At 59.4% G+C, this 26,772-nt stretch carries 29 protein-coding genes and 1 tRNA gene; 9 read left to right on the forward strand and 21 right to left on the reverse strand.

Annotated elements, in window-relative coordinates; genetic code table 11:
• The first annotated feature begins 20 nt into the window (after nucleotides 1–20).
• The 8 genes from KVG87_RS24810 to KVG87_RS24845 all read left to right on the forward strand — a co-directional run bounded on the left by KVG87_RS24810 (nucleotide 21) and on the right by KVG87_RS24845 (nucleotide 9,731).
• Nucleotides 21–383 (forward strand): DUF5064 family protein, encoded by a 363-nt coding sequence (locus tag KVG87_RS24810; RefSeq protein ID WP_041479784.1) that lies wholly within the window; start codon nucleotides 21–23, stop codon nucleotides 381–383.
• A 209-nt stretch (nucleotides 384–592) separates the two neighbouring features.
• Nucleotides 593–2,101 carry a transcriptional regulator GcsR gene (gcsR, locus tag KVG87_RS24815; protein WP_110646607.1) on the forward strand — a complete coding sequence of 503 codons (1,509 nt, stop codon included), beginning with the start codon at nucleotides 593–595 and terminating at the stop codon, nucleotides 2,099–2,101.
• 451 nt (nucleotides 2,102–2,552) lie between these two features.
• Nucleotides 2,553–2,936: a glycine cleavage system protein GcvH gene (gcvH, locus tag KVG87_RS24820; protein WP_039758162.1), complete on the forward strand. Its 384-nt coding sequence runs from the start codon at nucleotides 2,553–2,555 to the stop codon at nucleotides 2,934–2,936.
• An 11-nt stretch (nucleotides 2,937–2,947) separates the two neighbouring features.
• Nucleotides 2,948–5,800, forward strand: a complete 2,853-nt coding sequence (gene gcvP / locus KVG87_RS24825; RefSeq protein ID WP_217853035.1) for an aminomethyl-transferring glycine dehydrogenase — start codon at nucleotides 2,948–2,950, stop codon at nucleotides 5,798–5,800.
• A gap of 176 nt (nucleotides 5,801–5,976) precedes the next feature.
• Nucleotides 5,977–7,353: an L-serine ammonia-lyase gene (locus tag KVG87_RS24830; RefSeq protein WP_217853037.1), complete on the forward strand. Its 1,377-nt coding sequence runs from the start codon at nucleotides 5,977–5,979 to the stop codon at nucleotides 7,351–7,353.
• A gap of 51 nt (nucleotides 7,354–7,404) precedes the next feature.
• Entirely contained in the window at nucleotides 7,405–8,529 is a 1,125-nt protein-coding gene (gene gcvT / locus KVG87_RS24835; protein WP_217853039.1) for a glycine cleavage system aminomethyltransferase GcvT, read from the forward strand.
• A gap of 403 nt (nucleotides 8,530–8,932) precedes the next feature.
• The gene (locus KVG87_RS24840) at nucleotides 8,933–9,145 is read left to right on the forward strand and encodes a cold-shock protein (RefSeq protein ID WP_003227496.1); all 213 of its coding nucleotides are present in this window, start codon (nucleotides 8,933–8,935) and stop codon (nucleotides 9,143–9,145) included.
• 97 nt (nucleotides 9,146–9,242) lie between these two features.
• Nucleotides 9,243–9,731 carry an RDD family protein gene (locus tag KVG87_RS24845; protein ID WP_076563939.1) on the forward strand — a complete coding sequence of 163 codons (489 nt, stop codon included), beginning with the start codon at nucleotides 9,243–9,245 and terminating at the stop codon, nucleotides 9,729–9,731.
• A gap of 177 nt (nucleotides 9,732–9,908) precedes the next feature.
• Here KVG87_RS24845 and nadA read toward each other — a convergent pair whose 3' ends face one another.
• The 19 genes from nadA to KVG87_RS24940 form a co-directional block, all read right to left on the reverse strand.
• On the reverse strand, nucleotides 9,909–10,967 hold the full coding sequence (gene nadA, locus KVG87_RS24850; protein ID WP_016773509.1) for a quinolinate synthase NadA: 1,059 nt from the start codon (nucleotides 10,965–10,967) through the stop codon (nucleotides 9,909–9,911).
• A 272-nt stretch (nucleotides 10,968–11,239) separates the two neighbouring features.
• Nucleotides 11,240–11,315 (reverse strand) — tRNA-Lys (locus KVG87_RS24855).
• A gap of 63 nt (nucleotides 11,316–11,378) precedes the next feature.
• The gene (gene queC / locus KVG87_RS24860; RefSeq protein WP_217853084.1) at nucleotides 11,379–12,053 is read right to left on the reverse strand and encodes a 7-cyano-7-deazaguanine synthase QueC; all 675 of its coding nucleotides are present in this window, start codon (nucleotides 12,051–12,053) and stop codon (nucleotides 11,379–11,381) included.
• A gap of 19 nt (nucleotides 12,054–12,072) precedes the next feature.
• Nucleotides 12,073–12,720: a 7-carboxy-7-deazaguanine synthase QueE gene (queE, locus tag KVG87_RS24865; protein ID WP_016770671.1), complete on the reverse strand. Its 648-nt coding sequence runs from the start codon at nucleotides 12,718–12,720 to the stop codon at nucleotides 12,073–12,075.
• Nucleotides 12,721–12,887: 167 nt separating this feature from the next.
• Complete coding sequence (gene ybgF, locus KVG87_RS24870) at nucleotides 12,888–13,727, reverse strand: tol-pal system protein YbgF (RefSeq protein WP_217853041.1); 840 nt, start codon at nucleotides 13,725–13,727, stop codon at nucleotides 12,888–12,890.
• 6 nt (nucleotides 13,728–13,733) lie between these two features.
• The gene (gene pal, locus KVG87_RS24875) at nucleotides 13,734–14,231 is read right to left on the reverse strand and encodes a peptidoglycan-associated lipoprotein Pal (RefSeq protein ID WP_003178634.1); all 498 of its coding nucleotides are present in this window, start codon (nucleotides 14,229–14,231) and stop codon (nucleotides 13,734–13,736) included.
• Between the two features lie 52 nt (nucleotides 14,232–14,283).
• The gene (tolB, locus tag KVG87_RS24880) at nucleotides 14,284–15,564 is read right to left on the reverse strand and encodes a Tol-Pal system beta propeller repeat protein TolB (protein ID WP_172834032.1); all 1,281 of its coding nucleotides are present in this window, start codon (nucleotides 15,562–15,564) and stop codon (nucleotides 14,284–14,286) included.
• A gap of 17 nt (nucleotides 15,565–15,581) precedes the next feature.
• Nucleotides 15,582–16,658: a cell envelope integrity protein TolA gene (gene tolA, locus KVG87_RS24885; protein WP_217853043.1), complete on the reverse strand. Its 1,077-nt coding sequence runs from the start codon at nucleotides 16,656–16,658 to the stop codon at nucleotides 15,582–15,584.
• Nucleotides 16,658–17,110, reverse strand: a complete 453-nt coding sequence (tolR, locus tag KVG87_RS24890) for a protein TolR (protein ID WP_160767866.1) — start codon at nucleotides 17,108–17,110, stop codon at nucleotides 16,658–16,660. Before tolR ends, tolA begins: the two co-directional genes overlap by 1 nt.
• 23 nt (nucleotides 17,111–17,133) lie before the next feature.
• Complete coding sequence (tolQ, locus tag KVG87_RS24895; RefSeq protein WP_008080223.1) at nucleotides 17,134–17,829, reverse strand: protein TolQ; 696 nt, start codon at nucleotides 17,827–17,829, stop codon at nucleotides 17,134–17,136.
• The gene (gene ybgC, locus KVG87_RS24900) at nucleotides 17,819–18,286 is read right to left on the reverse strand and encodes a tol-pal system-associated acyl-CoA thioesterase (RefSeq protein ID WP_041479792.1); all 468 of its coding nucleotides are present in this window, start codon (nucleotides 18,284–18,286) and stop codon (nucleotides 17,819–17,821) included. The genes tolQ and ybgC overlap by 11 nt, the downstream gene beginning before the upstream one ends.
• Nucleotides 18,287–18,413: 127 nt before the next feature.
• Nucleotides 18,414–19,475, reverse strand: coding sequence for a Holliday junction branch migration DNA helicase RuvB (gene ruvB / locus KVG87_RS24905; RefSeq protein ID WP_024014087.1), 1,062 nt, complete (start codon nucleotides 19,473–19,475; stop codon nucleotides 18,414–18,416).
• A complete protein-coding gene (ruvA, locus tag KVG87_RS24910) occupies nucleotides 19,476–20,084 on the reverse strand; it encodes a Holliday junction branch migration protein RuvA (RefSeq protein WP_024014088.1) in 609 nt (202 codons plus the stop codon). It lies immediately after the preceding gene.
• A 114-nt stretch (nucleotides 20,085–20,198) separates the two neighbouring features.
• On the reverse strand, nucleotides 20,199–20,726 hold the full coding sequence (gene ruvC, locus KVG87_RS24915; RefSeq protein WP_016773501.1) for a crossover junction endodeoxyribonuclease RuvC: 528 nt from the start codon (nucleotides 20,724–20,726) through the stop codon (nucleotides 20,199–20,201).
• 155 nt (nucleotides 20,727–20,881) lie between these two features.
• Nucleotides 20,882–21,628 carry a YebC/PmpR family DNA-binding transcriptional regulator gene (locus KVG87_RS24920; RefSeq protein WP_217853045.1) on the reverse strand — a complete coding sequence of 249 codons (747 nt, stop codon included), beginning with the start codon at nucleotides 21,626–21,628 and terminating at the stop codon, nucleotides 20,882–20,884.
• A gap of 119 nt (nucleotides 21,629–21,747) precedes the next feature.
• Complete coding sequence (aspS, locus tag KVG87_RS24925) at nucleotides 21,748–23,523, reverse strand: aspartate--tRNA ligase (RefSeq protein ID WP_217853047.1); 1,776 nt, start codon at nucleotides 23,521–23,523, stop codon at nucleotides 21,748–21,750.
• 98 nt (nucleotides 23,524–23,621) lie between these two features.
• A complete protein-coding gene (locus KVG87_RS24930; protein ID WP_016773499.1) occupies nucleotides 23,622–23,843 on the reverse strand; it encodes an FmdB family zinc ribbon protein in 222 nt (73 codons plus the stop codon).
• 130 nt (nucleotides 23,844–23,973) lie between these two features.
• Nucleotides 23,974–24,312: a ribbon-helix-helix domain-containing protein gene (locus KVG87_RS24935; protein WP_217853049.1), complete on the reverse strand. Its 339-nt coding sequence runs from the start codon at nucleotides 24,310–24,312 to the stop codon at nucleotides 23,974–23,976.
• A gap of 181 nt (nucleotides 24,313–24,493) precedes the next feature.
• On the reverse strand, nucleotides 24,494–24,964 hold the full coding sequence (locus KVG87_RS24940; RefSeq protein ID WP_217853051.1) for a Dps family protein: 471 nt from the start codon (nucleotides 24,962–24,964) through the stop codon (nucleotides 24,494–24,496).
• Between the two features lie 312 nt (nucleotides 24,965–25,276).
• Between KVG87_RS24940 and KVG87_RS26065 the strand changes: the two genes are divergently transcribed.
• Nucleotides 25,277–25,879 carry a cold-shock protein gene (locus tag KVG87_RS26065; RefSeq protein ID WP_016773496.1) on the forward strand — a complete coding sequence of 201 codons (603 nt, stop codon included), beginning with the start codon at nucleotides 25,277–25,279 and terminating at the stop codon, nucleotides 25,877–25,879.
• 63 nt (nucleotides 25,880–25,942) lie between these two features.
• On the opposite strand, the gene KVG87_RS24950 is transcribed toward KVG87_RS26065, so the two are convergent.
• Both KVG87_RS24950 and KVG87_RS24955 read right to left on the reverse strand, forming a co-directional pair.
• Entirely contained in the window at nucleotides 25,943–26,149 is a 207-nt protein-coding gene (locus tag KVG87_RS24950; protein WP_016773495.1) for a SlyX family protein, read from the reverse strand.
• 3 nt (nucleotides 26,150–26,152) lie between these two features.
• The gene (locus KVG87_RS24955) at nucleotides 26,153–26,578 is read right to left on the reverse strand and encodes an HIT family protein (protein ID WP_217853053.1); all 426 of its coding nucleotides are present in this window, start codon (nucleotides 26,576–26,578) and stop codon (nucleotides 26,153–26,155) included.
• Nucleotides 26,579–26,772: the final 194 nt, after the last annotated feature.

The following is a 26,772-nucleotide window of genomic DNA, read 5'->3' on the forward strand; positions in this document are numbered from 1 at the left end:
GCCTTGAAAGGAGTAGCTCAATGGCCCAGTTCGAACCCGGTCATCTGCACATCGAGCGGCACGCGTTGACCGACGATGACGTCAATTACAACGTGCATCTGGACTATGAAGTGTTCACCGACCCGCAGAAAGGCAAAGGGATTCAGTTCACCCTGCACGGCAGCATGCAGGGCAAGGACATGAAGGAGGCGTTTTTCCTGCCCAAGGAAGAGGCCTACAACTTCGCCCGCGATGTCACGCGGATCGCCGAGAAGTACGGCATACCCAAGACCCACAGCCAGATCGGCTCGGTGCACAAGCATTACGATCTGATGTTTGAAGACATTCGGCAGAAGTTGAATATGCAGTCGGGGGATCCGGTGAACCTCGAGCATTTCGAATAATCCGAATCCACCACATTCCCCTTGTGGGAGCGAGCCTGCTCGCGAAAGCCTTCTATCAGGCATTATCGTCTTGTCTGACACACCGCTTTCGCGAGCAGGCTCGCTCCCACGGGATCTGTGTTGTGACGAAAGTCCTCGCAGATTTCACCATTAGCCCGCCCCAAGGCATACTTGCCCCCCTCCGCTCTGCAGATCACTGAACCGCCCCCATGCGTATCCACGTCAGCTTCATCGACCGCGTCGGCATCACCCAGGAAGTCCTGGCTATCCTCGGTGGGCGCAATCTCAATCTGGATGCGGTGGAGATGATCCCGCCGAACGTCTACATCGACGCGCCGACCCTCAGCCCGCAAGTGCTCGAAGAACTGAAAGATGCGCTGTTTCGCGTGCTCGGCGTGGAAGCGGTGACCGTGGTCGATATCCTCCCCGGCCAGCGCCGGCACTTGCAACTCGATGCCCTGCTCGCGGCGATGACCGACCCGGTGCTGGCCCTCGACAGCGCCGGCAAGGTGCTGCTGGCCAACCCGGCGTTGATTGCCCTGTACGGTCGCGAACCGGCCGGCGAAAGCGTCTCGGCGCTGTTCAACGATCCCGGTCTGCTCGACACCCTGCTGGAAAACGGCTTTCGCCTGCCGCTGCGCGAAATCACCGTCAACGGCCAGACCCTGCTGCTCGACGCCACGCCGATCACCGACGCCGGCGCCCTGCTGACCCTGTATCAACCGAACCGCATTGGCGAACAACTCTCGGCACTGCATCACGATCACGCCGAAGGCTTCGACGCCCTGCTCGGCGAGTCTCCGGCGATCCGCACGCTCAAGGCCCGCGCGCAACGGGTCGCCGCCCTTGATGCACCATTGTTGATTCAAGGCGAAACCGGCACCGGTAAAGAATTGGTGGCCCGCGCCTGTCACGCGATCAGTGCGCGGCACAGCGCTCCCTTTCTGGCGTTGAACTGCGCAGCGCTGCCGGAAAACCTCGCCGAAAGCGAACTGTTCGGCTACGCCCCCGGCGCTTTCACTGGCGCGGCGCGTGGCGGTAAACCGGGACTGATGGAGCTGGCCAACCAGGGCACGGTGTTCCTTGATGAGATCGGCGAGATGTCGCCGTACTTGCAGGCCAAACTCCTGCGTTTTCTCAACGACGGCAGCTTCCGCCGCGTCGGTGGTGATCGTGAAGTGAAGGTCAACGTGCGCATCCTCAGCGCGACTCACCGCGATCTGGAAAAAATGGTCAGCGAAGGCCTGTTCCGCGAAGACCTGTTCTATCGCCTCAACGTGCTCAACGTCGAAGTGCCGCCGCTGCGTGAACGCGGTCAGGACATCCTGCTGCTGGCGCGTTATTTCATGCAGCAGGCCTGTGCGCAGATCCAGCGCCCGGTCTGCCGCCTGGCGCCCGGCACTTATCCGGCGCTGCTCGGCAATCGCTGGCCGGGCAACGTGCGGCAATTGCAGAACGTGATTTTTCGCGCAGCGGCGATTTGCGAGAGCAGCCTGGTCGATATCGGTGACCTCGACATCGCCGGCACTTCGGTGGCGCGCCAGGCCGATACCGATGTCGACAGCCTGGAGCAAGCGGTCGAATCGTTCGAACGAGAGCTATTGGAAAAGCTCTACGTCAGCTATCCCTCGACCCGACAACTGGCGAGCCGCTTGCAAACCTCGCACACCGCTATCGCCCATCGCCTGCGCAAATACGGCATTCCCAATAAACCCTGACTCACCACGCATCCCTATTGCAGGAAATTCCCCATGTGGGAGCGAGCCTGCTCGCGAAAGCGGTCTATCAGCAAAATAGCTGGCGCCTGACACACCGTATTCGCGAGCAGGCTCGCTCCCACAGGGTTTTATGGTGTATTCGAAATCCGTTCAAAAACGACCTCCACCTGTACCGAAAGCGCTACAGCGGAACGATATCGCTACACTCGTCTATGACCAGCGCTGCGCAACGCTTTGATCCCGTTCAGCTTTTCTCCTCGCCCCAAGCTGTAGCGATTTCGCTACAGGCGCAACCTGCCGACACCCACCTGAAAAATACAAGCCATTGATTTATATAACTAAATCAACCTTGGCCGCATTCTTGCTACCTGACTCTTCATCTATAAAGGGCTTCGCCGCCCCAAGCTTTCCACCGCGTCCACCAGACGAGTCTGGCCCCTGAGGAGTTTCCATGAGCGAGTTGCGTTTTACTGAAGATCACGAATGGCTGCGCACCGAAGCCGACGGCAGCGTTACTGTCGGCATCACCGCTTTCGCGCAGAACGCCCTGGGCGACGTGGTGTTCGTGCAACTGCCTGAGCTGCAGGCTTACGAAAAAGGCGCTGAAGCCGCCACCGTGGAATCGGTGAAAGCCGCCAGCGGCGTGTACATGCCGCTCGATGGCGACGTGCTGGAAGTCAACCCGGCGCTGCAAGACGCCCCGGAACTGGTCAACGAAGATCCGCTGGGCGAAGGCTGGTTCTTCCGCTTCCAGCCAAGCGATGCCGCCGCTGTCGGCAAACTGCTCGATCAGGACGCCTATGACCGCCTGATCAAAGCCCAAGCCGAAGCCTGAGGAATTACCCCATGACCGCCATCAATCTCGGCACCGCCAACGAATTCATCGCCCGTCACATCGGCCCGCGCGCCGGTGACGAGCAAGCCATGCTCAACAGCCTGGGCTACGATTCCCTCGAAGCGCTGAGCGCCAGCGTCATCCCGGAAAGCATCAAGGGCACCAGCGTGCTCGGCATGGACGACGGCCTCAGCGAGGCCGACGCCCTGGCGATGATCAAATCCATCGCCGGCAAGAATCAGCTGTTCAAGACCTACATCGGCCAGGGCTACTACAACTGTCACACGCCGTCGCCGATCCTGCGCAACCTGCTGGAAAACCCGGCCTGGTACACCGCTTACACCCCATACCAGCCAGAAATTTCCCAGGGCCGTCTCGAAGCGCTGCTGAACTTCCAGACCATGATCAGCGACCTTACCGGCCTGCCGATCGCCAACGCCTCCCTGCTCGACGAAGCCACCGCCGCTGCCGAAGCCATGACCTTCTGCAAACGCCTGAGCAAGAACAAGGGCAGCCACCAGTTCTTCGCCTCGATCCACAGCCATCCGCAGACCCTCGACGTGCTGCGCACCCGTGCCGAGCCGCTCGGTATTGACGTGGTCGTGGGCGATGAGCGCGAACTGACTGACGTCACGCCGTTCTTTGGCGCGCTGCTGCAATATCCGGCGAGCAACGGTGATGTGTTCGACTACCGCGAGCTGACCGAGCGCTTCCACGCCGCCAACGCTCTGGTGGCGGTGGCCGCCGACCTGCTCGCCCTGACCCTGCTCACCGCACCGGGCGAATTCGGTGCCGACGTCGCCATCGGTTCGGCGCAACGCTTCGGCGTGCCGCTGGGCTTCGGTGGCCCGCACGCCGCTTACTTCTCGACTAAAGATGCGTTCAAGCGCGACATGCCGGGCCGTCTGGTCGGTGTCTCGGTTGACCGTTTCGGCAAGCCGGCTCTGCGTCTGGCGATGCAGACCCGCGAGCAACACATCCGCCGCGAAAAGGCCACCTCGAACATCTGCACCGCTCAAGTGCTGCTGGCCAACATCGCCAGCATGTACGCCGTTTACCACGGCCCGAAAGGCCTGACGCAGATCGCCAACCGCGTGCATCACCTGACCGCGATTCTGGCCAAGGGCCTGACCGCGCTGGGCGCTCAAGTCGAGCAGGCAAACTTCTTCGACACCCTGACCGTTGCCACCGGCGCAGACACCGCTGCGCTGCACGACAAGGCGCACGCTCAGCAGATCAACCTGCGTGTGATCGACGCCGAACGTCTGGGCCTGTCGGTCGACGAAACCACCACTCAGGCTGATGTCGAAACCCTGTGGGGCCTGTTCGCCAACGGCAAGACCCTGCCAGACTTCGCTGCGCTGGCCGCCTCGGTGCAGAGCACCATCCCTGCTGCGCTGGTGCGCCAGTCGCCGATCCTCAGCCACCCGGTGTTCAACCGTTATCACTCGGAAACCGAGCTGATGCGCTACCTGCGCAAACTCGCGGACAAGGACCTGGCACTGGATCGCACCATGATTCCACTGGGCTCGTGCACCATGAAACTCAACGCCGCCAGCGAAATGATCCCGGTGACCTGGGCCGAATTCGGTGCGCTGCATCCGTTCGCTCCGGCCGCACAGAGCGCCGGTTATCAGCAATTGACCGATGAGCTGGAAGCGATGCTCTGCGCCGCCACCGGTTACGACTCGATCTCGCTGCAACCGAACGCTGGTTCGCAAGGCGAATACGCAGGTCTCCTGGCGATCCGCGCCTACCACCAGAGCCGTGGCGACGAGCGCCGCGACATCTGCCTGATCCCGTCGTCGGCCCACGGCACCAACCCGGCCACCGCGCAAATGGCCGGTATGCGCGTGGTCGTCACCGCGTGCGATGCCCGCGGCAACGTCGACATCGAAGACCTGCGCGCCAAAGCCATCGAGCACCGCGAGCACCTCGCTGCGCTGATGATCACCTACCCGTCGACCCACGGCGTGTTCGAAGAAGGCATCCGCGAGATCTGCGCGATCATTCACGACAACGGCGGCCAGGTGTATATCGACGGCGCCAACATGAACGCCATGGTCGGCCTCTGCGCACCGGGCAAGTTCGGCGGCGACGTCTCGCACCTGAACCTGCACAAAACCTTCTGCATCCCGCACGGCGGTGGCGGCCCGGGCGTTGGCCCGATCGGCGTCAAATCGCACCTGACCCCGTTCCTGCCTGGCCACGGCCAGATGGAACGCAAGGAAGGCGCGGTCTGCGCGGCGCCGTTCGGCAGCGCAAGCATTCTGCCGATCACCTGGATGTACATCCGCATGATGGGCGGCGCGGGTCTGAAGCGCGCTTCGCAACTGGCGATCCTCAATGCCAACTACATTTCCCGCCGCCTCGAAGAGCATTACCCAGTGCTGTACACCGGCAGCAACGGCCTGGTAGCGCACGAGTGCATCCTCGATCTGCGTCCGCTGAAAGACAGCAGCGGCATCAGTGTCGATGACGTCGCCAAACGCCTGATCGACTTCGGCTTCCACGCGCCGACCATGTCGTTCCCGGTCGCCGGCACGCTGATGATCGAGCCGACCGAAAGCGAATCCAAGGAAGAACTGGACCGCTTCTGTGACGCGATGATCCGCATCCGCGAAGAAATCCGCGCAGTGGAAAACGGCACCCTGGACAAGGAAGACAACCCACTGAAAAACGCCCCGCACACCGCAGCAGAACTGGTTGGCGAATGGACCCACCCGTACAGCCGCGAGCAAGCCGTTTACCCGGTCGCGTCACTGATCGAAGGTAAATACTGGCCGCCGGTCGGCCGCGTCGACAACGTCTTCGGCGATCGCAACCTGGTGTGCGCCTGCCCGTCGATCGAAAGCTACGCTTAAGAGCGGCAGCTGCAAGTTTCTAGCTGCAAGCTGCAAGTAAGGGCTGATCTGCTTTTAACTTGCGGCTTGTGTCTTGCTGCATGCACTGAGGCCTTATAGAGGCCGCAAGGAAAACCCGATCCGCTTTTACTTGCAGCTTGCAGCTTGAAACTCACAACTGCTCCGCAGGAGCCCCCATGTCGTTAAGCGTGTTCGACCTGTTCAAGATTGGCATCGGTCCCTCCAGTTCCCACACCGTCGGCCCGATGCGCGCGGCTGCGCGCTTCGCCGAGGGCTTGCGCCGTGAAAACCTGCTGACCAGCACCGCCAGCGTGCGTGTCGAGCTGTACGGTTCGCTCGGTGCTACCGGCAAAGGTCACGGCAGCGATAAAGCCGTGCTGCTCGGCCTTGAAGGCGAGCACCCGGACACAGTCGAAACCGAAACCGTCGCCACGCGCCTGCAAGAAATTCGCGGCAATGGCCGCTTGAACCTGCTCGGCGAACACAGCATTGCGTTCAACGAGAAAGAACATCTGGCGATGATCCGCAAACCGTTGGCCTATCACCCCAACGGCATGATCTTTCGCGCCTTCGATGCGGCGGGGATTCAGATCCGCAGCCGCGAGTACTACTCGGTCGGCGGTGGTTTTGTTGTCGATGAAGATGCCGCAGGTGCCGACCGCATCGTTGAAGACGCCACGCCGCTGACCTTCCCGTTCAAAAGTGCCAAGGACTTGCTCGGTCATTGCGCCACCTATGGCCTGTCGATCAGTCAGGTGATGCTGACCAACGAAAGCGCCTGGCGCCCGGAAGCCGAAACCCGTGCCGGCCTGCTGAAAATCTGGCAGGTGATGCAGGACTGCGTCGCTGCCGGCTGTCGTAACGAAGGCATTTTGCCGGGCGGCTTGAAGGTCAAACGTCGGGCGGCAGCGCTGCATCGGCAATTGTGCAAGAACCCGGAATCGGCCCTGCGCGATCCGCTGTCGGTGCTCGATTGGGTCAATCTTTATGCACTCGCGGTCAACGAAGAAAACGCCAATGGCGGACGGGTGGTCACTGCGCCCACCAATGGCGCGGCGGGGATCATTCCGGCGGTGCTGCATTACTACATGCGTTTTATCCCCGGCGCGAATGACGACGGCGTCGTGCGCTTTCTGCTGACCGCTGCCGCAATCGGCATTCTCTACAAGGAAAACGCTTCGATCTCCGGCGCCGAAGTCGGTTGTCAGGGTGAAGTCGGTGTGGCCTGTTCAATGGCGGCCGGCGCTCTGTGCGAAGTGCTCGGCGGCAGCGTGCAACAAGTCGAGAACGCCGCGGAAATCGGCATGGAACACAACCTCGGCCTGACCTGCGACCCGATCGGCGGCCTGGTACAGGTCCCGTGCATCGAGCGCAACGCGATGGGCTCGGTGAAAGCGATCAACGCCGTGCGCATGGCCATGCGGGGCGACGGTCAGCATTTCGTCTCCCTCGACAAAGTCATCCGCACCATGCGCCAGACCGGCGCCGACATGAAAAGCAAATACAAGGAAACCGCCCGCGGCGGCCTGGCGGTCAACATTATCGAATGCTAATTAGCCCCCTCTCCCTGCGGGAGAGGATTGGTATGAATCAAGGAGTCCCGCATGACCACCGAACACCTGTCGAAAACCCCGCTGCACGCATTGCACCTCGAACTCGGCGCGCGCATGGTGCCCTTCGCCGGCTACGACATGCCCGTGCAATACCCGCTCGGCGTGATGAAAGAACACCAGCACACCCGCGAGCAAGCCGGGTTGTTCGACGTCTCGCACATGGGCCAGATTCGCCTGACCGGTGCCAATGCGACCAAAGCCCTGGAAACCCTGGTGCCGGTGGACATCATCGACCTGCCGGTGGGCATGCAGCGTTATGCGATGTTCACCAACGAAAGCGGCGGCATCCTCGACGACCTGATGGTTGCCAATCTGGGCAATGACGAGTTGTTCCTGGTGGTCAACGCCGCGTGCAAGGATCAGGATCTCGCGCATCTGCAAAAACACATCGGCGATCAGTGCACCATTACGGCGCTGTTCGAAGAGCGCGCCCTGCTCGCCCTGCAAGGTCCGGCAGCCGTCACAGTGCTGACGCGTCTTGCGCCGGACGTGGCGAAGATGACGTTCATGCAGTTCAACCGTGTGTCGTTGCTGGGCGTGGACTGCTTTGTCAGCCGCTCGGGCTACACCGGTGAAGACGGTTTCGAAATCTCGGTACCGGCCGCTGAAGCGGAGAAACTAGCCCGCGCCCTGCTAGCCGAGCCAGAGGTCCAGGCCATCGGCCTTGGCGCCCGCGACTCGCTGCGTCTGGAAGCCGGCCTGTGCCTGTACGGCCACGACATGAACACCGAGACCACGCCGATCGAAGCCAGCCTGCTTTGGGCGATCTCCAAGCCACGCCGCGCCGATGGCGCACGGGCCGGGGGTTTCCCGGGCGCGGAGCAAATTTTCGCGCAGCAACAAAATGGCGTGGCACGCAAACGCGTCGGCCTGCTGCCACGGGAGCGCACCCCGGTGCGTGAAGGCGCAGAAATCGTCAACGAGGCCGGCGAGACCATCGGCAGCGTCTGCAGTGGCGGCTTTGGTCCGACCTTGGGCGGGCCATTGGCGATGGGTTACCTTGACACCGCTTACGTCGCGCTCGATACACCTGTGTGGGCCATCGTCCGTGGGAAAAAGGTGCAAATGCTTGTAAGCAAAATGCCATTTGTTCCACAACGCTACTATCGCGGTTGATCGACTGTTTCTATAAGTAACGCGATTGCGTTATGCGTGCACTAATGTGTAACGCAATCGCCATAAAACAGTGCGTTTTTTAACATCTGTTTCGAATATGAACGTTGCTTATAACGACTGCAAAAAACTGAACCAGACAATCGTCTAAGACTGCACTAGTGAACTGTCTAATTTCCGCGAAGAGCAGTAAAACCGGGGCCTTCGCAGGGCTTGTTTTTTCTCCCATAGTTGGCGTAGAGTTTGTCCACTGTGTTTGCATGGGTCAGCTTGGAATCGTGACCTGGGCAGTAGCCTACAAGTTAGCTACATCCCGCTCGACGTCTTCTTACTCCTTGCAACCAGCTCCAGTACTCTTTCATGTGAAAGGGGCTGTCATCAATTTATGCGTCAAAGGAAATAAGAAATGTCCACACGTCAGAGCGGTACCGTCAAGTGGTTTAACGACGAGAAAGGTTTTGGTTTTATCACTCCAGAAAGCGGTCCGGATCTGTTCGTACATTTCCGCGCCATTCAGGGCAACGGCTTCAAGAGCCTGAAAGAAGGCCAGAAAGTGACTTTCGTTGCTGTGCAAGGCCAGAAAGGCATGCAGGCTGACGAAGTACAAGCAGAAGCCTGATCTTCTGATACGAAAAAGCCCCTGATATTGATATCAGGGGCTTTTTTGTGCGCGCTAATCCGTAAAATGGCGCTTCCATTCGCGTCCCGAGGCTGCCATGTCGAAACACCTGCTCACGCCGCAAGGGGACTTTCCTCCCGTTGCTCTTGGTCGTCGTCTGGCGGCGATGTTCTACGACTTCCTGCTGTGCACCGCCCTGCTGATCGTCACCGGATTCATCTATAAGTTGATCCAGGCCGCCATTGTCGGCGAAGAGCGTCTGCGGGCAATGACCGATGCCGGCCAGCTCGATGGCGATCCGCTCTACTCCACGGTGCTGCTGTTGGTGTTGTTCGGCTTCTTCGCCAAGTTCTGGACCCATGGCGGGCAGACGCTCGGTATGCAGGTGTGGGGCATTCGCGTGCAGAACAACGACGGCACGGCCATCAGCCTGTGGCAGTCGCTGCTGCGCTTTATGGTGTCGATCGCGTCGTGGTTGTGTATCGGGCTGGGGTTCTTCTGGTCGCTGTTCGACAAGCAGAAACGCACCTGGCACGACATCTATTCGGATACGTGCGTGGTGCGAATCCCGAAGAAGAGCAAATAATTTCCATGCTCAAGAGTCGGCCTGTGGTGAGGGGATTTATCCCCGTCCGGCTGCGTAGCAGTCGTAAAGAAGCACAAGCGGTATCCCTGATATGCCGCGGTGTTTGATTTAGGGCGGCTTCGCCACCCAACGGGGATAAATCCCCTCACCACAGGGCTCACTCATACAAGGGCTCTCTCAGGCGTTACCGGCCAATTTCATCCGCGCTGCCTGGGTGAAGTCGAGCATGCGCTTCAACGGGCGGATCGCCTGGGGAATCAGCGCCGGATCGACAAAGATCTCGTTGGTGCCTTCTTTCAGGCTCTTGAGCGTGCGCTCAAGTGTGTTCATGGCCATCCACGGGCAATGCGCGCAACTGCGGCACGCGGCGCCGTTACCGGCGGTAGGCGCTTCGATAAAGACCTTGTCCGGGCACAGCTGCTGCATCTTGTAGAAGATGCCACGGTCGGTGGCGACGATCAGGGTCTTGTTCGGCAGGCTTTGCGCGGCAGCGATCAACTGGCTGGTGGAACCGACGGCGTCCGCCAGTTCGATTACCGAAGTCGGCGACTCTGGATGCACCAGAATCGCCGCGTCCGGATACAGCGCCTTCATGTCTTCGAGCTGCTTGGACTTGAACTCTTCGTGAACGATGCAGGCACCGTCCCACAGCAGCATGTCGGCGCCGGTCTTGCGCTGAATGTAAGTGCCAAGGTGCTTGTCCGGGCCCCAGATGATCGTCTCGCCGTTGTCCATCAGGCTTTCGACGATCTCCAGTGCGCAGCTCGAGGTTACCACCCAGTCAGCCCGAGCCTTCACGGCGGCGGAAGTATTGGCATACACCACCACGGTACGTTCCGGGTGCTGGTCGCAGAACGCCGAGAACTCATCGACCGGGCATCCCAGGTCCAGCGAGCAGGTCGCCTCCAGAGTTGGCATCAGCACGCGTTTTTCCGGATTAAGAATTTTTGCAGTCTCGCCCATGAACTTCACGCCGGCGACCACCACGGTCTTAGCCGGATGGGCGTTGCCGAAGCGGGCCATTTCCAGGGAATCGGATACACAGCCGCCGGTCTCTTCGGCCAGGGCCTGAATCACCGGATCACAATAGAAGTGGGCTACGAGCACCGCGTCCTGAGCCTTGAGCTCGGCGGCGATGGCGGAACGGTAATAAGCCTCCTCTTCTGCAGTCAGCGGTTTAGGCTGCTTGGCGTCGAGGTGAGCTTGAACCAGAAGGCGTTCGGAAATCTGCGTCATGTTCGCAAGACCTGCAGGCGCATTCGCGCGAAAGTCGAGTATACACCCGGCTCCAGACCACTAGAGGGTACCGCCGGGAGAGTGAGTATCATCAGGCACGGGACAGCGTTGAAGCTGCGCAAGGCTACAGAATATCCCGTTGAGACAAAAGATGAATCTGACCTGTGTCAGATCGGGCCGCACTGAAAGATTGAAGGCCCGTATTGCAGGCAAAAAAAAACCCGGAAATCCTCACTTTCGTGGGCCTTCCGGATTTTCTAAACCGCCAAATATGGTGGGTCGTGTGGGATTCGAACCTACGACCAATTGGTTAAAAGCCAACTGCTCTACCAACTGAGCTAACGACCCGCTGTGTGGTGGCGCGTATAATACTGATTTTTAAGGACTATTCAACACCTTTTTTGAAAAATATCAAAAATAAGGTGTTGGATCGCTCACACCCGCCGCCGCGAAGCCTTCAGCACGCAGGCGGCAGCTGTCGCATTTGCCGCAGGCGCGGCCGTCATCGTCTGCCTGATAGCAGGAAACCGTCAGACCGTAATCAACGCCAAGCTTCACGCCGGCCTGAACGATCTGCGCCTTGCTCAGGTTCTGCAGTGGCGCCTGGATGCGGAAGCCGTTGCCTTCCACGCCAGCCTTAGTTGCCAGATTGGCCATGCGCTCGAACGACTCGATGAACTCGGGACGGCAGTCCGGGTAGCCGGAATAATCCACTGCATTGACGCCGATGAAGATGTCGCGGGCGCCGAGCACTTCGGCCCAACCCAATGCCAACGACAGGAACACCGTGTTGCGCGCGGGCACATAAGTCACCGGAATGCCTTCGCCCAGCTCTTCCGGAATGTCGATGCTGGTGTCGGTCAGCGCCGAGCCGCCCATGCCATTGAGGTTCAGCCCGATGACCTTGTGCTCGACTACACCCAGATCGCGAGCAACGCGGGCGGCGGCATGCAATTCAGCATGGGAGCGCTGGCCGTAATCAAAGCTCATGGTGTAGCAGGCGTAGCCTTCGGCGCGTGCCATCGCCACCACGGTGGCCGAGTCGAGGCCGCCGGACAACAGGATCACCGCACGTTTTTGAGTAATGTTCAGTTGTTCAGTCATCTCAGCGCCCCGGCTCGTCGTTCCAAAGATATTTATGCAGCTGCAATTGCAGGCGTACCGGCAGGTTGTCCGCCACCACCCAGTCCGCCAGTTCCCGAGCATTCAGGTCGTGGTGACTCGGCGAAAACAGCACTTCCCCGGCGCGCTGGTCGAGACCGTACTGGATCAGCTTGGAAACCGCCCAGTCGTAGTCCTCCCGCGAGCAGATGACAAACTTCACCTGATCGTTGCGGGTCAGCAGTTCGATGTTCTCGTAACGGTTGCGATGGGCTTCTTTCGAGCCCGGTGTTTTCAGGTCGACGACGCGACTGACACGCGGGTCGACAGCGGATACGTCAAGGGCGCCGCTGGTTTCCAGCGACACCTCGTAACCGGCATCACACAACCGTTCAAGCAAAGGAATGGCGTTCGGCTGAGCCAACGGCTCACCGCCGGTAACACAGACGTAGCGCGGACGATAACCGGCCACTTGCTCAAGGATGTCGTCGAGGGTACGGACGGTGCCGCCGCTGAACGCATAAGCGCTGTCGCAGTACTGGCAACGCAACGGGCAACCGGTCAGGCGCACGAAAACCGTGGGCAGCCCGGCAGTCCGAGTTTCCCCCTGCAACGAGTAGAAAACTTCGGTGATTCTCAATGTGTCTTGCATAGTCGCCACGGGCGTAACAGCTAAACAGGCTGTCCGCCTCCGTCAGGCACTTCAGGCAATCCCGCCAACGCGTAGACCACAAGAAGCGTGTTTCAGAAAAAGGGCGTGAATTCTAACGAAAAAACCCGCGACAAGCGCGGGTTTCTTCAAAACACGGATGAACAGGCTTACATGCGCTGTAAATCACGCTGGGCCAGCTGCGCGGCGGAAGTGCCCGGATATTGCGCCACCACCTGCTGCAGAATGCCTTTGACCTTGTCGGTATGACCGAGGCGGCGTTCTACGTCAGCCAGCTTGTACAGCGAGTCCGGCACTTTGTTGTGCTTGGGATACAGCTGCGAAACCTTGGCAAAGGCCTGACCTGCACCTTGCAGATCACCCTTGGCCAGGTTCACTTCGCCCAACCAGTATTGAGCGTTGCCCGCGTACTGGCTGTTGGGGTATTTGCGCAGGAAAGCGGCGAAGGCCTGGCTGGCCTTGTCGAAATCCTTGGCTTTGATCAGGTCGAAAGCGGCATCGTAATACAGCTTTTCCTTGGCCGGATCAGCCGGTTCGCTACCCGCAGCAGGGGCCTGGGCTGCCGCAGCAGCACCCGCGCCTGCGGCAGCACCGGCAGCAGCACTTGCATCGCCACCGGCAGAAGAATTCTCGGAAGTCGCGGCTGATGCAACGCCGGATCCTATGCGCCGATCAAGATCCTGGTATCGCTCCAGGGATTCCTGCTTCATGCGCGAAACCTGATTCTGCAGTTCTTCGATCACGCCCTGTTGGCGCGAGATCTGATCCTGCATCTGTTGCAATTGGTTGAACAGCATGCCTTGTGCCGAGGCAGGGGCCGAAGCCGCTCCCCCGGCATAGGCGCCGTTCGTACCGTAACCCGCAGGCGGATAACTGCTCCCGCTATTGTTATAACCGGAGTTGTCATCGACCACAGGAACCGCAGCCCACGCCGCAAGCGGCGCGAGGCTGAGAGCCAGAACAGTTACAGCACGACGGCACGTTCGCATATCGAATTACTTACGCAGTTCGACGCGACGGTTCTGGGCCCAGGACTGCTCGTCGTTGCCGGTAGCAACTGGACGCTCTTCGCCGTAGGAAACCAGTTCCAGCTGAGCTGGGGAAACACCTTGCAGTACCAGGTAGCGCTGAACGGCTTTCGCACGACGCTCGCCCAGTGCCATGTTGTACTCACGAGTACCACGTTCGTCGGTGTTGCCTTCCAGAACAACGCGAGCGCCGTTTGCTTTCAGGTCTTTGGCGTGAACGTCCAGAGCGCGCATGGCTTCTGGCTTCAGGTCCGAGCTGTCGTATTCGAAGTAGAAGGTGGTGATTGCGCGCAGAGCAGCTTCTTCGCTCAGGGAACCGTCAACGGCACCAGTGTTTGCGCCGTAACCAGCGTTTGGATCAACAGCGCCTTCACCGGCGTTGTCGCCGCCTTTGGACGAGCAACCTACAGCTACAGCCATGGCCAGAGCCAGCGCAGCAAATTTACCAAACTTCAGCATTTCCATCGTGAAACTCCTAATGAACCCCAGTGTGTTAAGTAAAACGTGTAGCGCCCGCTCACTTCAGGTAAGGGGACCAGGACGGTTCTCTGACTTCGCCTTGAGCGGTAGGAAGCGGGAGCCTCACGCGTCCATTAATGGACACGAGCATCAAGACTCCCCGGCCCTGTTGGCGGGTGGCGTAGATTACCATGGTGCCGTTGGGCGCAACAGTAGGTGACTCGTCCAGAGTGCTATCAGTGAGGATCTTTACACTACCCCGCTGCAGATCCTGAGCTGCCACCTTGAAATTGGTGAAGCCATCCTGACGATGGATCATCACCAAAGTCTTTTCATCAGCCGAAAGTTTCGGGTTGGCGTTGTAGTTGCCCACGAACGTCACACGCTCGGCACCACCGCCACCGACGCTGGTTTTATAGATTTGCGGCTTGCCGCCACGGTCCGAGGTGAAATAGATGGTCGAGCCATCCTTGCCCCAGAACGGTTCGGTATTGATGCCCTGGCCATTGGTTACGCGGCTGATCTGACGCGAACCGAGGTTCATCACGTAGATGTCCGGGTTACCGTCTTTCGACAGCACGAACGCCAGGCGATTGCCATCCGGCGACCAGGCTGGCGCGCCGTTGAGGCCTTCGAAGTTGGTGATCTGCTCACGGCGACCGGTGTCGATGTTCTGCATGAAGATACGCGGACGCTTCTGCTCGAACGACACGTAGGCGATACGCTTGCCATCCGGTGCGAAACGCGGCGACAGAATCGGCTCGCGCGATTGCAGCAGAGTCACTGCGCGGGCGCCGTCATAGTCGGAACGTTGCAGGGTGTAACGCGTGTTCTTCTCGGAGAAACGCTCGGCCGTTACGTACAGAAGACGAGTCGAGAATGCGCCATCAATACCGGTCAGCTTCTGGAACGACTGATCGGAGATGAAGTGCGCCATGTCACGGATCTGGTCGGTCGTGCCGGAAACACTGCCGTCCGCCACTTTCTGCTCGGTGGCGACGTTGAACAGCGCCCACTGCACCTGCAGGCGACCGCCCGCTGGAGCAATGTTGCCGACCATCACGTATTGAGCACCCAATGCCTTCCAGTCACGGAAGATGATTTCGCTCGGCTGGCTTGGCTGGCTGATCATGTTTTGCTTGGGGATCGGCGCGTAGTAGCCCGAGTTGCGCAAATCGTTACCGATGATTTCCGCCATGTCATCCGGCAGCACGGCGCCGCCCTGCATACCAAACGGTACGACGGCGATCGGAGTAGCCCGGTCAGTGCCACTGCTGATCAGGATGTTTTTTTCGTCTGCTACCGCTATCCCTGCAAGGCAGCAGATAACGACCAGCATTGATCGAAGAATATTTCTCACAAGCCTAAATCCTCAGGATTGAATGTCATCTTGAATGAACGATACGGAGCAAAATCACTGGGGCTCAAGCCCTGCATTTCCGTCAACCGCCCGATGTTCTTGACTGCGGCTACTGCCGAAGCGTCAAAAGGAGCATCGCCGCTGGACTTTGTGACCGTCGCACCGGTTACGGTGCCATCCGGCAACATACTGATCCGCAGCTCTACTTTCATGCCTTTACGTGCCGAAGGCGGAAGATTCCAACCCTCCGAAACACGCAGCCTGATCAGATCATCGAAATCACCCGCGACGCTGTCGCCGAGTTCATCAGCCTTGGTCGCTGCACGATCCGTCTTGTCCGAAAGCAACTCGGCCAATGCCTGGGCCTTTTTATCCTCAGCCGATTTACGAGCTGCGTCCTGGGCCTTCTTCTTGGCAGCGTCAGCAGCAGCCTTTTTCTTCGCATCTTCGGCGACTTTCTTCTTCGCCTCTTCAGCTTCAGCTTTCTTCTTGGCGTCTTCGGCGGCTTTCTTCTTCGCGTCTTCAACGATCTTCTTCTTGGCTTCTTCAGCAGCGGCTTTCTTGGCCTCTTCTTCAGCAGCCTTTTTCGCCTCGTTTTCAGCCTTCTTCTTGGCTATATCAGCCAATTGTTTCTCTTCGGCCTTTTTCGCTTCGGCTTTCTTCGCGTCGTCGGCTTTCTTGGCTTCATCAGCCTTTTTCGCTTCGTCCGCTTTTTTCGCCTCATCGGCCTTCTTGGCTTCCTCGGCCTTTTGAGCCGCTTCCTCTTTCTTTTGTTCCGCCGCCTTCACCGCTTCCTGCTCGATCTTTTTCTGTTCGAGCTGTTCGACTTCAGTCTGGCGCGCGGCAGTTTTCTTCGCCTCACCCGCAATCTTCTGATTGGTCTGGGTGGTCGCCGGACTTTTCGATTTCAGCTGGTACAGAGTCGCCTGAACGATCGGCTTGGCTGGCGGCAGTTCGGGCGTGAAGGCAAAACTGACGAACAGCATGCCGAACACCAGCACGTGCAGGACAATTGCCAGAACACTGGGCCAGAAGTAGCTTTCCGAGGCGGACGGCTCTCGCTGTTGCTGCATCAGGGGGCCTCGGTAATCAGACCAACGTTACCGACCCCGGCTTTCTGCAACCCGCCCATGGCACCCATGACGGCGCCGTAGTCGACAGTCTTGTCGCCACGAATGAACACCTGGGTGCGTTTGCCGCCCTCGGTGCCGGCGCGGATGATCTTGGTCACCGCGTCAGTCATCTGTGGCAGGGTCATCGCCCTGTCCTGTTGCTTCTCGGTGTCGACTTCGCTGCCAAGGTTCCAATAGTAGGTCTTGTCAGCCTTGATCGAAATGGTCAGGACCTGGGTGTTGTTGTCCTGCGGCAAGGCTTCGCTGGAAACCTTGGGCAGATCAACTTTCACGCCCTGATTGAGCATCGGCGCGGTCACCATGAAGATGACCAGCAGCACCAACATCACGTCGATGTAGGGCACCACGTTCATCTCGGCGACCGGCTTGCGCTTTTTGCGAGCTCGAGCGATTAAAGCCATCGGGAAATACCTGCTTATTCTTCGCTGGTGTGCACTTTGCGGTGCAGGATCGCCTGGAATTCATCGGCGAAGGTGTAGTAGCGGCCCAGCAAGGTTTCGCTGCGCGCAGCAAAACGGTTGTAAGCGATGACCGCCGGGATCGCAGCGAACAGGCCGATCGCGGTGGCGATCAGGGCTTCGGCGATACCCGGGGCAACGGTGGCCAGGGTCGCTTGCTGGGCGCTGGCCAGACCGCGGAAGGAGTTCATGATCCCCCAAACGGTACCGAACAGACCGATGTACGGGCTGACCGAACCGACGGTGGCGAGGAACGGCAGGCTCTGCTCGAGTTTCTCTTCTTCGCGCGAGATGGCCACGCGCATCGCACGAGCGACACCTTCCATCACGGCTTCAGGATCGACACCTGGCTGCTGACGCAGACGGGAGAATTCCTTGAAGCCGGCACGGAAGATCTGCTCCACGCCCGAATCCGGATCAGGGTTGCTGCCGGCCTGACGGTACAGTTTGGACAGGTCGATACCCGACCAGAAGCGCTCTTCGAAGCTCTCCAGGGCGCGTCGACCGGCACGCAGCAAATTGCTGCGCTGAAAGATCATGATCCATGAGGTCACCGATGCGGCCACCAGGGTCAACATTACCAACTGCACCACGATGCTGGCATTGCTGACCAGGCTCCACATGGAGGAATGGTCGACGACGTTAGCTTCCACGCTTTATCTCCTGCTTTGAGTGTGTACCCGGGCCGACCGCGTCGGCGAAGGCCGCACGCAGGTCTTCGGGAAGGGCCCGGGGTTTCAAACTGTCGGTGCGCACGCAGGCCACCAAAAACTGCCCTTCGCAGAGCAGCACATTATCCGTGGCCCGCCTGACTTGCTGCTTGAAGCGCAGGCTGGCACGGTTCAATTCGATTACATCAGCGCTTACCAGCAATTCGTCGTCCAGTCGCGCCGGCGCGTGGTAGCGCGCTTCGCTGGAATGCACGACGAACAACAGGTCCTCTCCGGCAAGCACAGATTGGGCAAAGCCCAGTTCCCGTAGCCGCTCGGTTCGAGCCCGTTCCATAAACTTGAGGTAATTAACGTAATACACGATGCCGCCCGCATCGGTGTCCTCGTAATAAACGCGACAACGATGTGCGAACGGCTCAAGCCCGTTTTGCGCGCGCATACTCTAGTGCTTACTCCTCAGGTTGCCAATCCGGCCAGACAACTGTTTTTCGTGGTTTCAAAGCTTTAACGCAAAAGTACCGTCGTCTGACAGTACAAACCCTGAATAAATCACCAACAAATGTGTATCAATCGTCGACGGCGTCGAGAAACTCGTCTGCCACGGGCATCTCGCCCATGCGTGACGGAACATTCAAACCGAAATGCAGATAGGCATGCCGCGTCACCACCCTGCCCCGTGGCGTGCGCATGATGTAGCCCTGCTGGATCAGATACGGCTCAAGCACGTCTTCAATGGTGTGGCGTTCTTCACTGATCGCCGCCGCCAGACTGTCGATACCGACCGGGCCGCCGTCGAACTTCTCGATCATGGTCAGCAGCAGACGTCGGTCCTGATGATCGAAACCGTGTTCGTCGACGTCCAGCAGGTTCAGCGCCAGATCCGCCACCGCTTTGGTGATGTGGCCCTTGGCGCGTACTTCGGCGAAATCGCGCACCCGCCGCAGCAGACGGTTGGCAATTCGCGGCGTGCCACGGGCGCGACGGGCGATCTCGAACGAACCTTCCGGGTCCAGCGGCAGGCCGAGAATCGCCGCCGAACGACTGACGATCGTTGCCAGATCCGCCGTGCTGTAGAACTCCAGGCGCTGGACGATACCGAAGCGATCACGCAACGGGTTGGTCAGCATGCCGGCGCGGGTGGTGGCGCCGACCAGCGTGAATGGCGGCAGATCCAGCTTGATCGAACGCGCCGCCGGCCCCTCGCCAATCATGATGTCGAGCTGGAAATCTTCCATCGCCGGGTACAGCACTTCTTCAACGATCGGCGACAGACGATGGATTTCGTCGATGAACAACACGTCGTGCGGCTCAAGATTGGTCAGCAACGCGGCCAGATCACCCGGGCGTTCCAGCACTGGCCCCGAGGTGCTTTTGATCGACACGCCCATTTCCTGGGCAATGATGTTCGCCAGCGTGGTCTTGCCCAGGCCCGGCGGGCCGAAGATCAAGGTGTGATCGAGGGATTCGCTGCGGCCACGGGCGGCCTGGATAAACAGTTCCATCTGCTCGCGCACGGTCGGCTGGCCAATGTAGTCGGCCAGGCTGACCGGGCGGATGGCCCGATCCTGGACTTCTTCGCGCTCGCGCGGGCTGTGCGCGGCGGCGATCAGACGATCAGCTTCAATCACTTAAATCATTCCCTTCAGAGCGCGGCGGATCAGGTCTTCACTGCTCAGGTTCTTGTCTTTGATCGCGGAAATCGCTTTGCTCGCTTCCTGCGGCTTGTAGCCCAGGGAAATCAACGCACTGACCGCATCGGTCTCGGCGCTGTTGACCGGTGCCGGGCCGTCCGGCTGATTCGGCACCAGCGCGAACATCGCCGGCGAAGTTTCCCAGGCCTTGAAGCGATCTTTCAATTCCACCAGCAAACGCTCGGCGGTTTTCTTGCCAACCCCCGGGACCTTGGTCAGCGCCGAAGTGTCCTGAGACTGCACGCAGCGCACCAACTCATCGACTTCCAGGCTCGACATCAACGCCAGCGCCAGTTTCGGTCCGACCCCGTTGAGACGGATCAGCTCGCGAAAGAAGTCTCGCTCACGCTTGCCGGCAAAACCATAGAGCAATTGCGCATCTTCGCGTACGACCAAATGGGTGTGCAGGGTCAGCGGTTCGCCGACCGACGGCAGACGATAAAGGGTGGTCATGGGCACTTCCACCTCATAGCCGAGGCCGTTCACATCGAGAATCAGGTGCGGCGGCTGTTTCTCAGCCAGGGTGCCGCGCAAGCGTCCAATCACGTTTTGAATCCTTGAGCGCTGGCCAGCCGTGGGCTGGCGACGATTGAAGGTGGCTTGCGCGCCGGCAACACAGGCACAGCAAAGCCACTTTCAGGAAAATTGATGCTGATGCTATCAGAGACGCAGGCGCCCGCCACGACTGCGTGCGGTTCCCAGACCGTGCGGCAGCAGGCTGGAGCGAGTGTGCGCATGGCAAATGGCGATGGCCAGGGCGTCAGACGCGTCGATCTGCGGTTTGCTGGTCAATTTGAGCATGTGCATGACCATCATCTGCACCTGCTCCTTATTGGCCGCACCGGTGCCGACGACGGCCTGTTTGACTTGCGTGGCGGTGTACTCGGCGATTTCCAGACACTCTTCGGCGCCGGCGACAATCGCAGCGCCCCGCGCCTGCCCGAGCTTGAGCGCCGAGTCGGCGTTTTTCGCCATGAACACCTTTTCGATGCCCATGGTCACCGGGCCGTAGGTCTTGATGATTTCGCGCACACCGCGATAGACGATCTGCAGACGCTCATGCAGCTCGCCGGAGCCGGTGCGAATGCAGCCCGAGGCCACATAGATGCAGCCACCCCGCCCGGTATCGCGAACGATCCCGTAACCGGTGATGCGCGAACCGGGGTCGATACCAAGAATTAGAGTCATAACGCCTGCAGATTCATAAAACGATTTACCTGACAGCCAATAGCAAATGTGGGAGCGAGCCTGCTCGCGAAGGCGGTATGTCAGCAGATACAGATGCTGAATGACACACCGCTCTCGCGAGCAGGCTCGCTCCCACAGGGAAGACTAGTCGCTTATCAGCCAAGCTGAGCGGCGACTTCTTCCGGGATATCCGCGTTGGAGTAGACGTTCTGCACGTCATCCAGGTCCTCAAGCATGTCGATCAACTTGAGCACCTTCTCCGCACCTTCCAGATCCAGCTCGGCGCTAGTTGTTGGCTGCATGACGATTTCCGCGTCGTCGCCCTTGAACCCGGCCGCTTCCAGCGCGTTGCGCACCGCATAGAAACCGGTGAACGAGGTGAACACGTCGATCGAACCATCTTCGTGGGTGACCACGTCATCGGCATCGGCTTCCAGCGCCGCTTCGGTCAGTGCGTCTTCATCGACGCCCGGGGCGAAGCTGATCTGGCCCTTGCGCTCGAACAGATAGGCCACCGAACCGTCGGTGCCGAGGTTGCCGCCACATTTGCTGAACGCATGGCGCACCGCTGCGGCGGTACGGTTGCGGTTGTCGGTCATGCACTCGACCATCACCGCCACACCGCCCGGGCCGTAGCCTTCATAGGTCAGTTCTTCAACGTTGTCCGCTTCAGTGGCGCCGGCACCGCGCGCGACGGCGCGGTCGATGATGTCGCGGCTCATGTTGGCGCTCAACGCCTTGTCCAGGGCCAGGCGCAAACGTGGATTGGAACCCGGATCACCGCCACCCTGACGGGCCGCAACGGTCAGTTCACGGATCCACTTGGTGAAGATCTTGCCCCTCTTGGCATCCTGACGTTCTTTGCGGTGCTTGATGTTTGCCCACTTGGAATGACCTGCCATAACTTGCTCCGAATGCTCTTTGAAACCTTGCCCGCCCCGCCGAGGCAGCGGCCGGCAATTGAAAAATTCGACCTGAGAAAGAAAAAAGGCGCATCCGAAGATGCGCCTTCAGGCCCGTCTTACTCAGCCTTTGGCGTTTCGCGCAGGCGAATGTGCAACTCGCGCAATGCCTTGGCATCGACCACGCCCGGAGCCTGCGTCATCACGTCGGCAGCACTCTGGGTTTTCGGGAAGGCGATCACTTCACGGATCGACTGGGCGCCGGTCATCAGCATCACCAGACGGTCCAGACCGAAGGCCAGACCACCGTGCGGCGGTGCACCGTACTTCAGCGCGTCGAGCAGGAAGCCGAACTTCTCTTCCTGTTCCGCTTCGTTGATGCCCAGCAGGCGGAATACCGCTTGCTGCATTTCCTTGCGGTGGATACGGATCGAACCGCCGCCCAGTTCGGTGCCGTTCAAGACCATGTCGTACGCACGGGACAGTGCGCCGGCCGGGTTGGCTTCGAGTTCCTGCGGGGTGCACTTCGGTGCGGTGAACGGGTGGTGCAGCGCCGAGAAGCTGCCGTCGTCGTTCTCCTCGAACATCGGGAAGTCGACGACCCACATTGGCGCCCACTCGCAGGTCAGCAGCTTCAGGTCGTGACCGAGTTTGATACGCAGCGCGCCGAGGGCTTCGCTGACGATCTTGGCCTTGTCGGCACCGAAGAACACGATGTCGCCATCGACTGCGCCAACGCGATCAAGGATCACGTTGAGCTTGTCTTCCGGGATGTTTTTCACGATCGGCGATTGCAGGCCTTCAACACCGGCAGCACGCTCGTTGACCTTGATGTACGCCAGGCCCTTGGCACCGTAGATGCCGACGAACTTGGTGTAGTCGTCGATCTGCTTGCGCGGCATGCTCGCCCCGCCAGGAACACGCAGTGCGGCGATGCGGCACTTCGGATCGTTGGCCGGGCCGCTGAACACCTTGAATTCAACTTCTTTGAGCTGGTCGGCAACGTCGATCAGTTCCAGTGGAATACGCAGGTCCGGCTTGTCCGAACCGTAGCGGCGCATGGCTTCTTCGAAGGTCATGTGCGGGAATTCGCCGAATTCCAGATTCAGCACTTCCTTGAACAGGTTGCGGATCATCTGCTCGGTCAGGCCCATGATCTCTTTTTCATCGAGGAAGCTGGTCTCGATGTCGATCTGGGTGAATTCCGGCTGACGGTCGGCACGCAGGTCTTCGTCACGGAAGCACTTGGCGATCTGGTAGTAACGGTCGAAGCCGGCCACCATCAGCAGTTGCTTGAACAGCTGCGGCGATTGCGGCAGGGCGAAGAACGAACCGGCGTGGGTACGGCTCGGCACCAGATAGTCACGCGCACCTTCCGGAGTGGCCCGGGTCAGGATCGGCGTTTCGACGTCGAGGAAGCCGTTCTCGTCGAGGAAGCGACGGATGCTGGTGGTCATGCGCGAACGCAGACGCAGTTTCTCGGCCATTTCCGGACGACGCAGGTCGAGGAAGCGATAGCGCAGGCGGGTTTCTTCGCCGACGTCGGAGAACTCGTTGAGCGGGAACGGCGGGGTTTCCGACTCGTTGAGCACTTCCAGTTCGTAACCGAGCACTTCGATCATGCCCGAGGCCATGTTGGCGTTGGTCGCGCCGGCCGGACGCAGACGCACCTTGCCGGTGATCTTCACGACGTATTCGCTGCGCACGCGGTCGGCGGCGGCGAAGCTCTCGGCGCGATCCGGATCGAACACCACCTGAGCCAGACCATCACGATCACGGATATCGAGGAAAATCACCCCGCCGTGGTCGCGGCGACGGTGAACCCATCCGCAAAGGGTAATTTCCTGGCCTTCCAGGCTTTCGTTCAGTTGGCCGCAATAGTGGCTGCGCATCATGGTGTGGTTCGCTTCTCGTAATTCGAAATTCGGTGGAGATCCCGCCGCCATCATGCAGGGCGGAAACTCACGCGTGTCGTTCGTTCAGGGTTTGAACCCTAGTCAGCTTTGTCGCCACCGGCCAGATTCTTCTTGGCTCCGGTCTTGAAGTCGGTCTCGTACCAACCGTTGCCGCTGAGGCGAAAACCCGGCATGGACAGCTGCTTCTTCAGTTCGGGCGCCTGGCAGGCAGGGCAGTCGACCAACGGTGCGTCGCTGATCTTCTGGATAGCTTCCAACTGATGACCACAGGAAGCACATTGGTAATCGTACATTGGCATGGGGGTGTCTCGGCGATCAGATTGCTGCCGCGCGCAGGGCTTTGCGGCGAAAGCGCGGGATTATATCGATTAAATGCGGGCTGTGCAGCCGTAACGCTGCACAGCCCGCAACCTCGTTGCAACCTCCGTTTCAGCGCGAAACTGCGGGTGCGAGATCTTTGACCCCGTTCATGACACAAACCACCCGTACCAGCGCACTGAAATTCTTCACCCCGCCGTAACGCAGATGCACCTCACGATCGACGTGGGATAACAGTGTGCTGACCGAACAATGATTGTCCTCGGCCATGCCGCCGAGAATATTCCAGTAGACCTGCTCCAGGCGCAGGCAGGTCGCAAAACCATTGAGGCGAATCGACCGCGACAGCGGCCGGATCAGATTCATGTCGAACTCGCTGACAAACGGGTCGACTTTAATTACGTGCCGCGAAGCCGACATCCTGTCGCTTCGCCTGTCTCCTTCTACCATAGCGTTGACACTCCTTTGCCATGACTGCTGATTTATAAGGCAACATCCTGCGCCTTCATAAAAACCCAGTGACAAAATTAGCGCCATACGACTTGTTGACCAGCCTCGTAGGATAAGCCAACGACAACGGTAAGAGTCTGGAGAGCATGCGGACGACCTCACGCCGTCCGCAGCGGCCGGGTCATTCCTCGAGCAACGCGCGCAGCATCCACGCAGTTTTCTCGTGCACTTGCATGCGCTGGGTCAGCAGGTCAGCGGTCGGCTCGTCGCTGACCTTTTCCAGCAGCGGGAAAATGCCGCGCGCGGTACGCGTCACCGCTTCCTGGCCTTCGACCAATTGCTTGATCATGTCTTCGGCGCTCGGCACACCGACTTCTTCTTTAATAGAAGAAAGACGCGCGTAGGTCGCGTAGGCACCCGGCGCCGGGAAGCCCAACGCGCGAATGCGCTCGGCGATCGAGTCAACAGCCAGCGCCAGCTCGTTGTATTGCTCTTCGAACATCAGGTGCAACGTGCGAAACATCGGGCCGGTGACGTTCCAGTGGAAGTTATGGGTTTTCAGATACAGCACGTAGGTGTCCGACAGCAGTCGCGACAGCCCTTCGACGATGGATTTGCGGTCTTCTTCACTGATACCGATATCAATTGCCATGCTTACCCCCTAACAGTGATTGAATTCATCCAGCAGGTTCAGCCCCACTTTAGCAAGGCAAGCGCCCGCTCGCAGCTATGAATCCGTGATCTGACTGCGACAAATCGACCGTTTCTCTGCCGCTGGCCGGGCTGATTTGAGTAGCCGCAGGCTTTGCTGTTAAATAGGCAGTGTGTCGCCATGCCCCATTTTCCGGGGGTGTTGCGCATAGGCTGATGCCGTGTACGTGTCCACCGCCTCTTATTTTGTCCTGAAGCGAACCGTGCGCCTTCAGCTCTTCCTTGTGAGCCGTCATAACGTGAGCCAATCAAAATGTTGAAAATCGTCCACCTGCTAATGGGCGCAGCAGCCTTGCTGCTGTCGTTCATACCCAGCCTGAAAGCCGAAGCCGTTCCTTACCTGCAACAGCCCGATGCACTTTACCTGGCCTTTTTCGGCCTGCTGAACCTGGTCATCGCTCCAGTGATTCCCTACTGGAACAAAGGCCCGCGCCAGCATCTGCAAAATCTGGTCAGCGCCCTTCTGGTACTGACTGTCGTCCTGCAAACTTTGACCCTGATCGCGCCGATGCCGGTCATCGCTGGCCAGCCGGCCGTGTTGTTCAGCCTGGTGATCGCCCTGGTTGCCGTGCTGCTACATTTGGCTGTCAGCTTCTACAAATCGTCACCGGCCGCTGCGCCGACTACCTATGACATGAGCAATCGCGATACCGGCACCGTGAAGTGGTTCAACACTTCCAAGGGTTTCGGGTTTATCTCCCGGGATTCCGGCGATGATATTTTCGTGCACTTTCGCGCCATTCGTGGCGAAGGCCACCGTGTTCTGGTCGAAGGCCAGCGCGTCGAGTTCTCTGTGATGAACCGCGACAAAGGCCTGCAAGCCGAGGACGTGATCGCCGCTCTGCCGCGTCGCTGATCCAAAGCAAAAAAACCGCGAACAGCCTGGCTGTCCGCGGTTTTTTTATGTCTGCCGAATGACTCAATAATGCGGCGGTGGCGCATCTTCTTCAAAAGCACCGAACTGCCCGACCATTTCTTCGTGACGCTTGATCAGCGCTTCCATCTGCAATTGCAGGCGCTCGATGACTCTCTGCTGGGCCACCAGCACATCGTTCAATGCCTGAATGGTGTCGTCCTGAAAGGCCAGACGGCTTTCCAGATCGGTTACGCGCTCTTCAAGGCTCATGACTCAGCCCTCCACAAAGGTGAATTCTTCGGTCAGCACCAGACGCAAGCGCTCGCGAATGGCTGCTACCTGTTCCGCGCTGTACGGCTTGGCCGGGTGCCTGCCCCAGACCGGAGCCGGCCAGGCGGCATCGTCACGCTTACGCACAATGACATGCATGTGTAACTGACTGACAACGTTGCCCAGGGTTGCCACGTTCAGCTTGTCGGCGTCGAACGAATCCTTGAGCAACTCGGCAAGGGTGGTGGTTTCTCGCCATAGCTGTTGCTGATCGGCGACATCCAACTGAAACAACTCGCTTATATCCTCGCGACGAGGTACCAGGATGAACCAAGGGTAATTGCTGTCGTTGGACAGCAACAGCCGGCACAACGGAAAGTCGCCGATGACCAGGGCGTCCTGTTGAAATCGTGAATCCAAAGCAAACACTGTGAGCACTCCCGCTGATCCTCTAACTCAGCTTAGCGGCGGCCCATTCGAAGCAGCGCGCCAAGCGACAGAACGGCAGCATACCTGCGAATGCAGCGAGCTTCACGCCGCTGCCAGCAGTAAATCGTCAGGCGCTCCGACATGAAACATTTATCCCGGCCGCGCACCAACACAGGCCTCGACATGAGCCTTGA

Origin of the sequence: Pseudomonas siliginis (assembly GCF_019145195.1) — a bacterium.
In the GTDB taxonomy this organism is placed as follows: domain Bacteria; phylum Pseudomonadota; class Gammaproteobacteria; order Pseudomonadales; family Pseudomonadaceae; genus Aquipseudomonas; species Aquipseudomonas siliginis.

What these genes read in the sequence shown, in the direction of transcription:
- KVG87_RS24810 (WP_041479784.1), top strand. Translation starts at nt 21, where the DNA reads ATGGCCCAGTTCGAACCCGGTCATCTGCACATCGAGCGGCACGCGTTG.
- gcsR (WP_110646607.1), top strand. Translation starts at nt 593, where the DNA reads ATGCGTATCCACGTCAGCTTCATCGACCGCGTCGGCATCACCCAGGAA.
- gcvH (WP_039758162.1), top strand. Translation starts at nt 2,553, where the DNA reads ATGAGCGAGTTGCGTTTTACTGAAGATCACGAATGGCTGCGCACCGAA.
- gcvP (WP_217853035.1), top strand. Translation starts at nt 2,948, where the DNA reads ATGACCGCCATCAATCTCGGCACCGCCAACGAATTCATCGCCCGTCAC.
- KVG87_RS24830 (WP_217853037.1), top strand. Translation starts at nt 5,977, where the DNA reads ATGTCGTTAAGCGTGTTCGACCTGTTCAAGATTGGCATCGGTCCCTCC.
- gcvT (WP_217853039.1), top strand. Translation starts at nt 7,405, where the DNA reads ATGACCACCGAACACCTGTCGAAAACCCCGCTGCACGCATTGCACCTC.
- KVG87_RS24840 (WP_003227496.1), top strand. Translation starts at nt 8,933, where the DNA reads ATGTCCACACGTCAGAGCGGTACCGTCAAGTGGTTTAACGACGAGAAA.
- KVG87_RS24845 (WP_076563939.1), top strand. Translation starts at nt 9,243, where the DNA reads ATGTCGAAACACCTGCTCACGCCGCAAGGGGACTTTCCTCCCGTTGCT.
- nadA (WP_016773509.1), bottom strand. Translation starts at nt 10,967, where the DNA reads ATGACGCAGATTTCCGAACGCCTTCTGGTTCAAGCTCACCTCGACGCC.
- queE (WP_016770671.1), bottom strand. Translation starts at nt 12,720, where the DNA reads ATGCAAGACACATTGAGAATCACCGAAGTTTTCTACTCGTTGCAGGGG.
- ybgF (WP_217853041.1), bottom strand. Translation starts at nt 13,727, where the DNA reads ATGCGAACGTGCCGTCGTGCTGTAACTGTTCTGGCTCTCAGCCTCGCG.
- pal (WP_003178634.1), bottom strand. Translation starts at nt 14,231, where the DNA reads ATGGAAATGCTGAAGTTTGGTAAATTTGCTGCGCTGGCTCTGGCCATG.
- tolB (WP_172834032.1), bottom strand. Translation starts at nt 15,564, where the DNA reads ATGCTGGTCGTTATCTGCTGCCTTGCAGGGATAGCGGTAGCAGACGAA.
- tolA (WP_217853043.1), bottom strand. Translation starts at nt 16,658, where the DNA reads ATGCAGCAACAGCGAGAGCCGTCCGCCTCGGAAAGCTACTTCTGGCCC.
- ybgC (WP_041479792.1), bottom strand. Translation starts at nt 18,286, where the DNA reads ATGCGCGCGCAAAACGGGCTTGAGCCGTTCGCACATCGTTGTCGCGTT.
- ruvC (WP_016773501.1), bottom strand. Translation starts at nt 20,726, where the DNA reads ATGACTCTAATTCTTGGTATCGACCCCGGTTCGCGCATCACCGGTTAC.
- KVG87_RS24920 (WP_217853045.1), bottom strand. Translation starts at nt 21,628, where the DNA reads ATGGCAGGTCATTCCAAGTGGGCAAACATCAAGCACCGCAAAGAACGT.
- aspS (WP_217853047.1), bottom strand. Translation starts at nt 23,523, where the DNA reads ATGATGCGCAGCCACTATTGCGGCCAACTGAACGAAAGCCTGGAAGGC.
- KVG87_RS24930 (WP_016773499.1), bottom strand. Translation starts at nt 23,843, where the DNA reads ATGCCAATGTACGATTACCAATGTGCTTCCTGTGGTCATCAGTTGGAA.
- KVG87_RS24935 (WP_217853049.1), bottom strand. Translation starts at nt 24,312, where the DNA reads ATGGTAGAAGGAGACAGGCGAAGCGACAGGATGTCGGCTTCGCGGCAC.
- KVG87_RS24940 (WP_217853051.1), bottom strand. Translation starts at nt 24,964, where the DNA reads ATGGCAATTGATATCGGTATCAGTGAAGAAGACCGCAAATCCATCGTC.
- KVG87_RS26065 (WP_016773496.1), top strand. Translation starts at nt 25,277, where the DNA reads ATGTTGAAAATCGTCCACCTGCTAATGGGCGCAGCAGCCTTGCTGCTG.
- KVG87_RS24950 (WP_016773495.1), bottom strand. Translation starts at nt 26,149, where the DNA reads ATGAGCCTTGAAGAGCGCGTAACCGATCTGGAAAGCCGTCTGGCCTTT.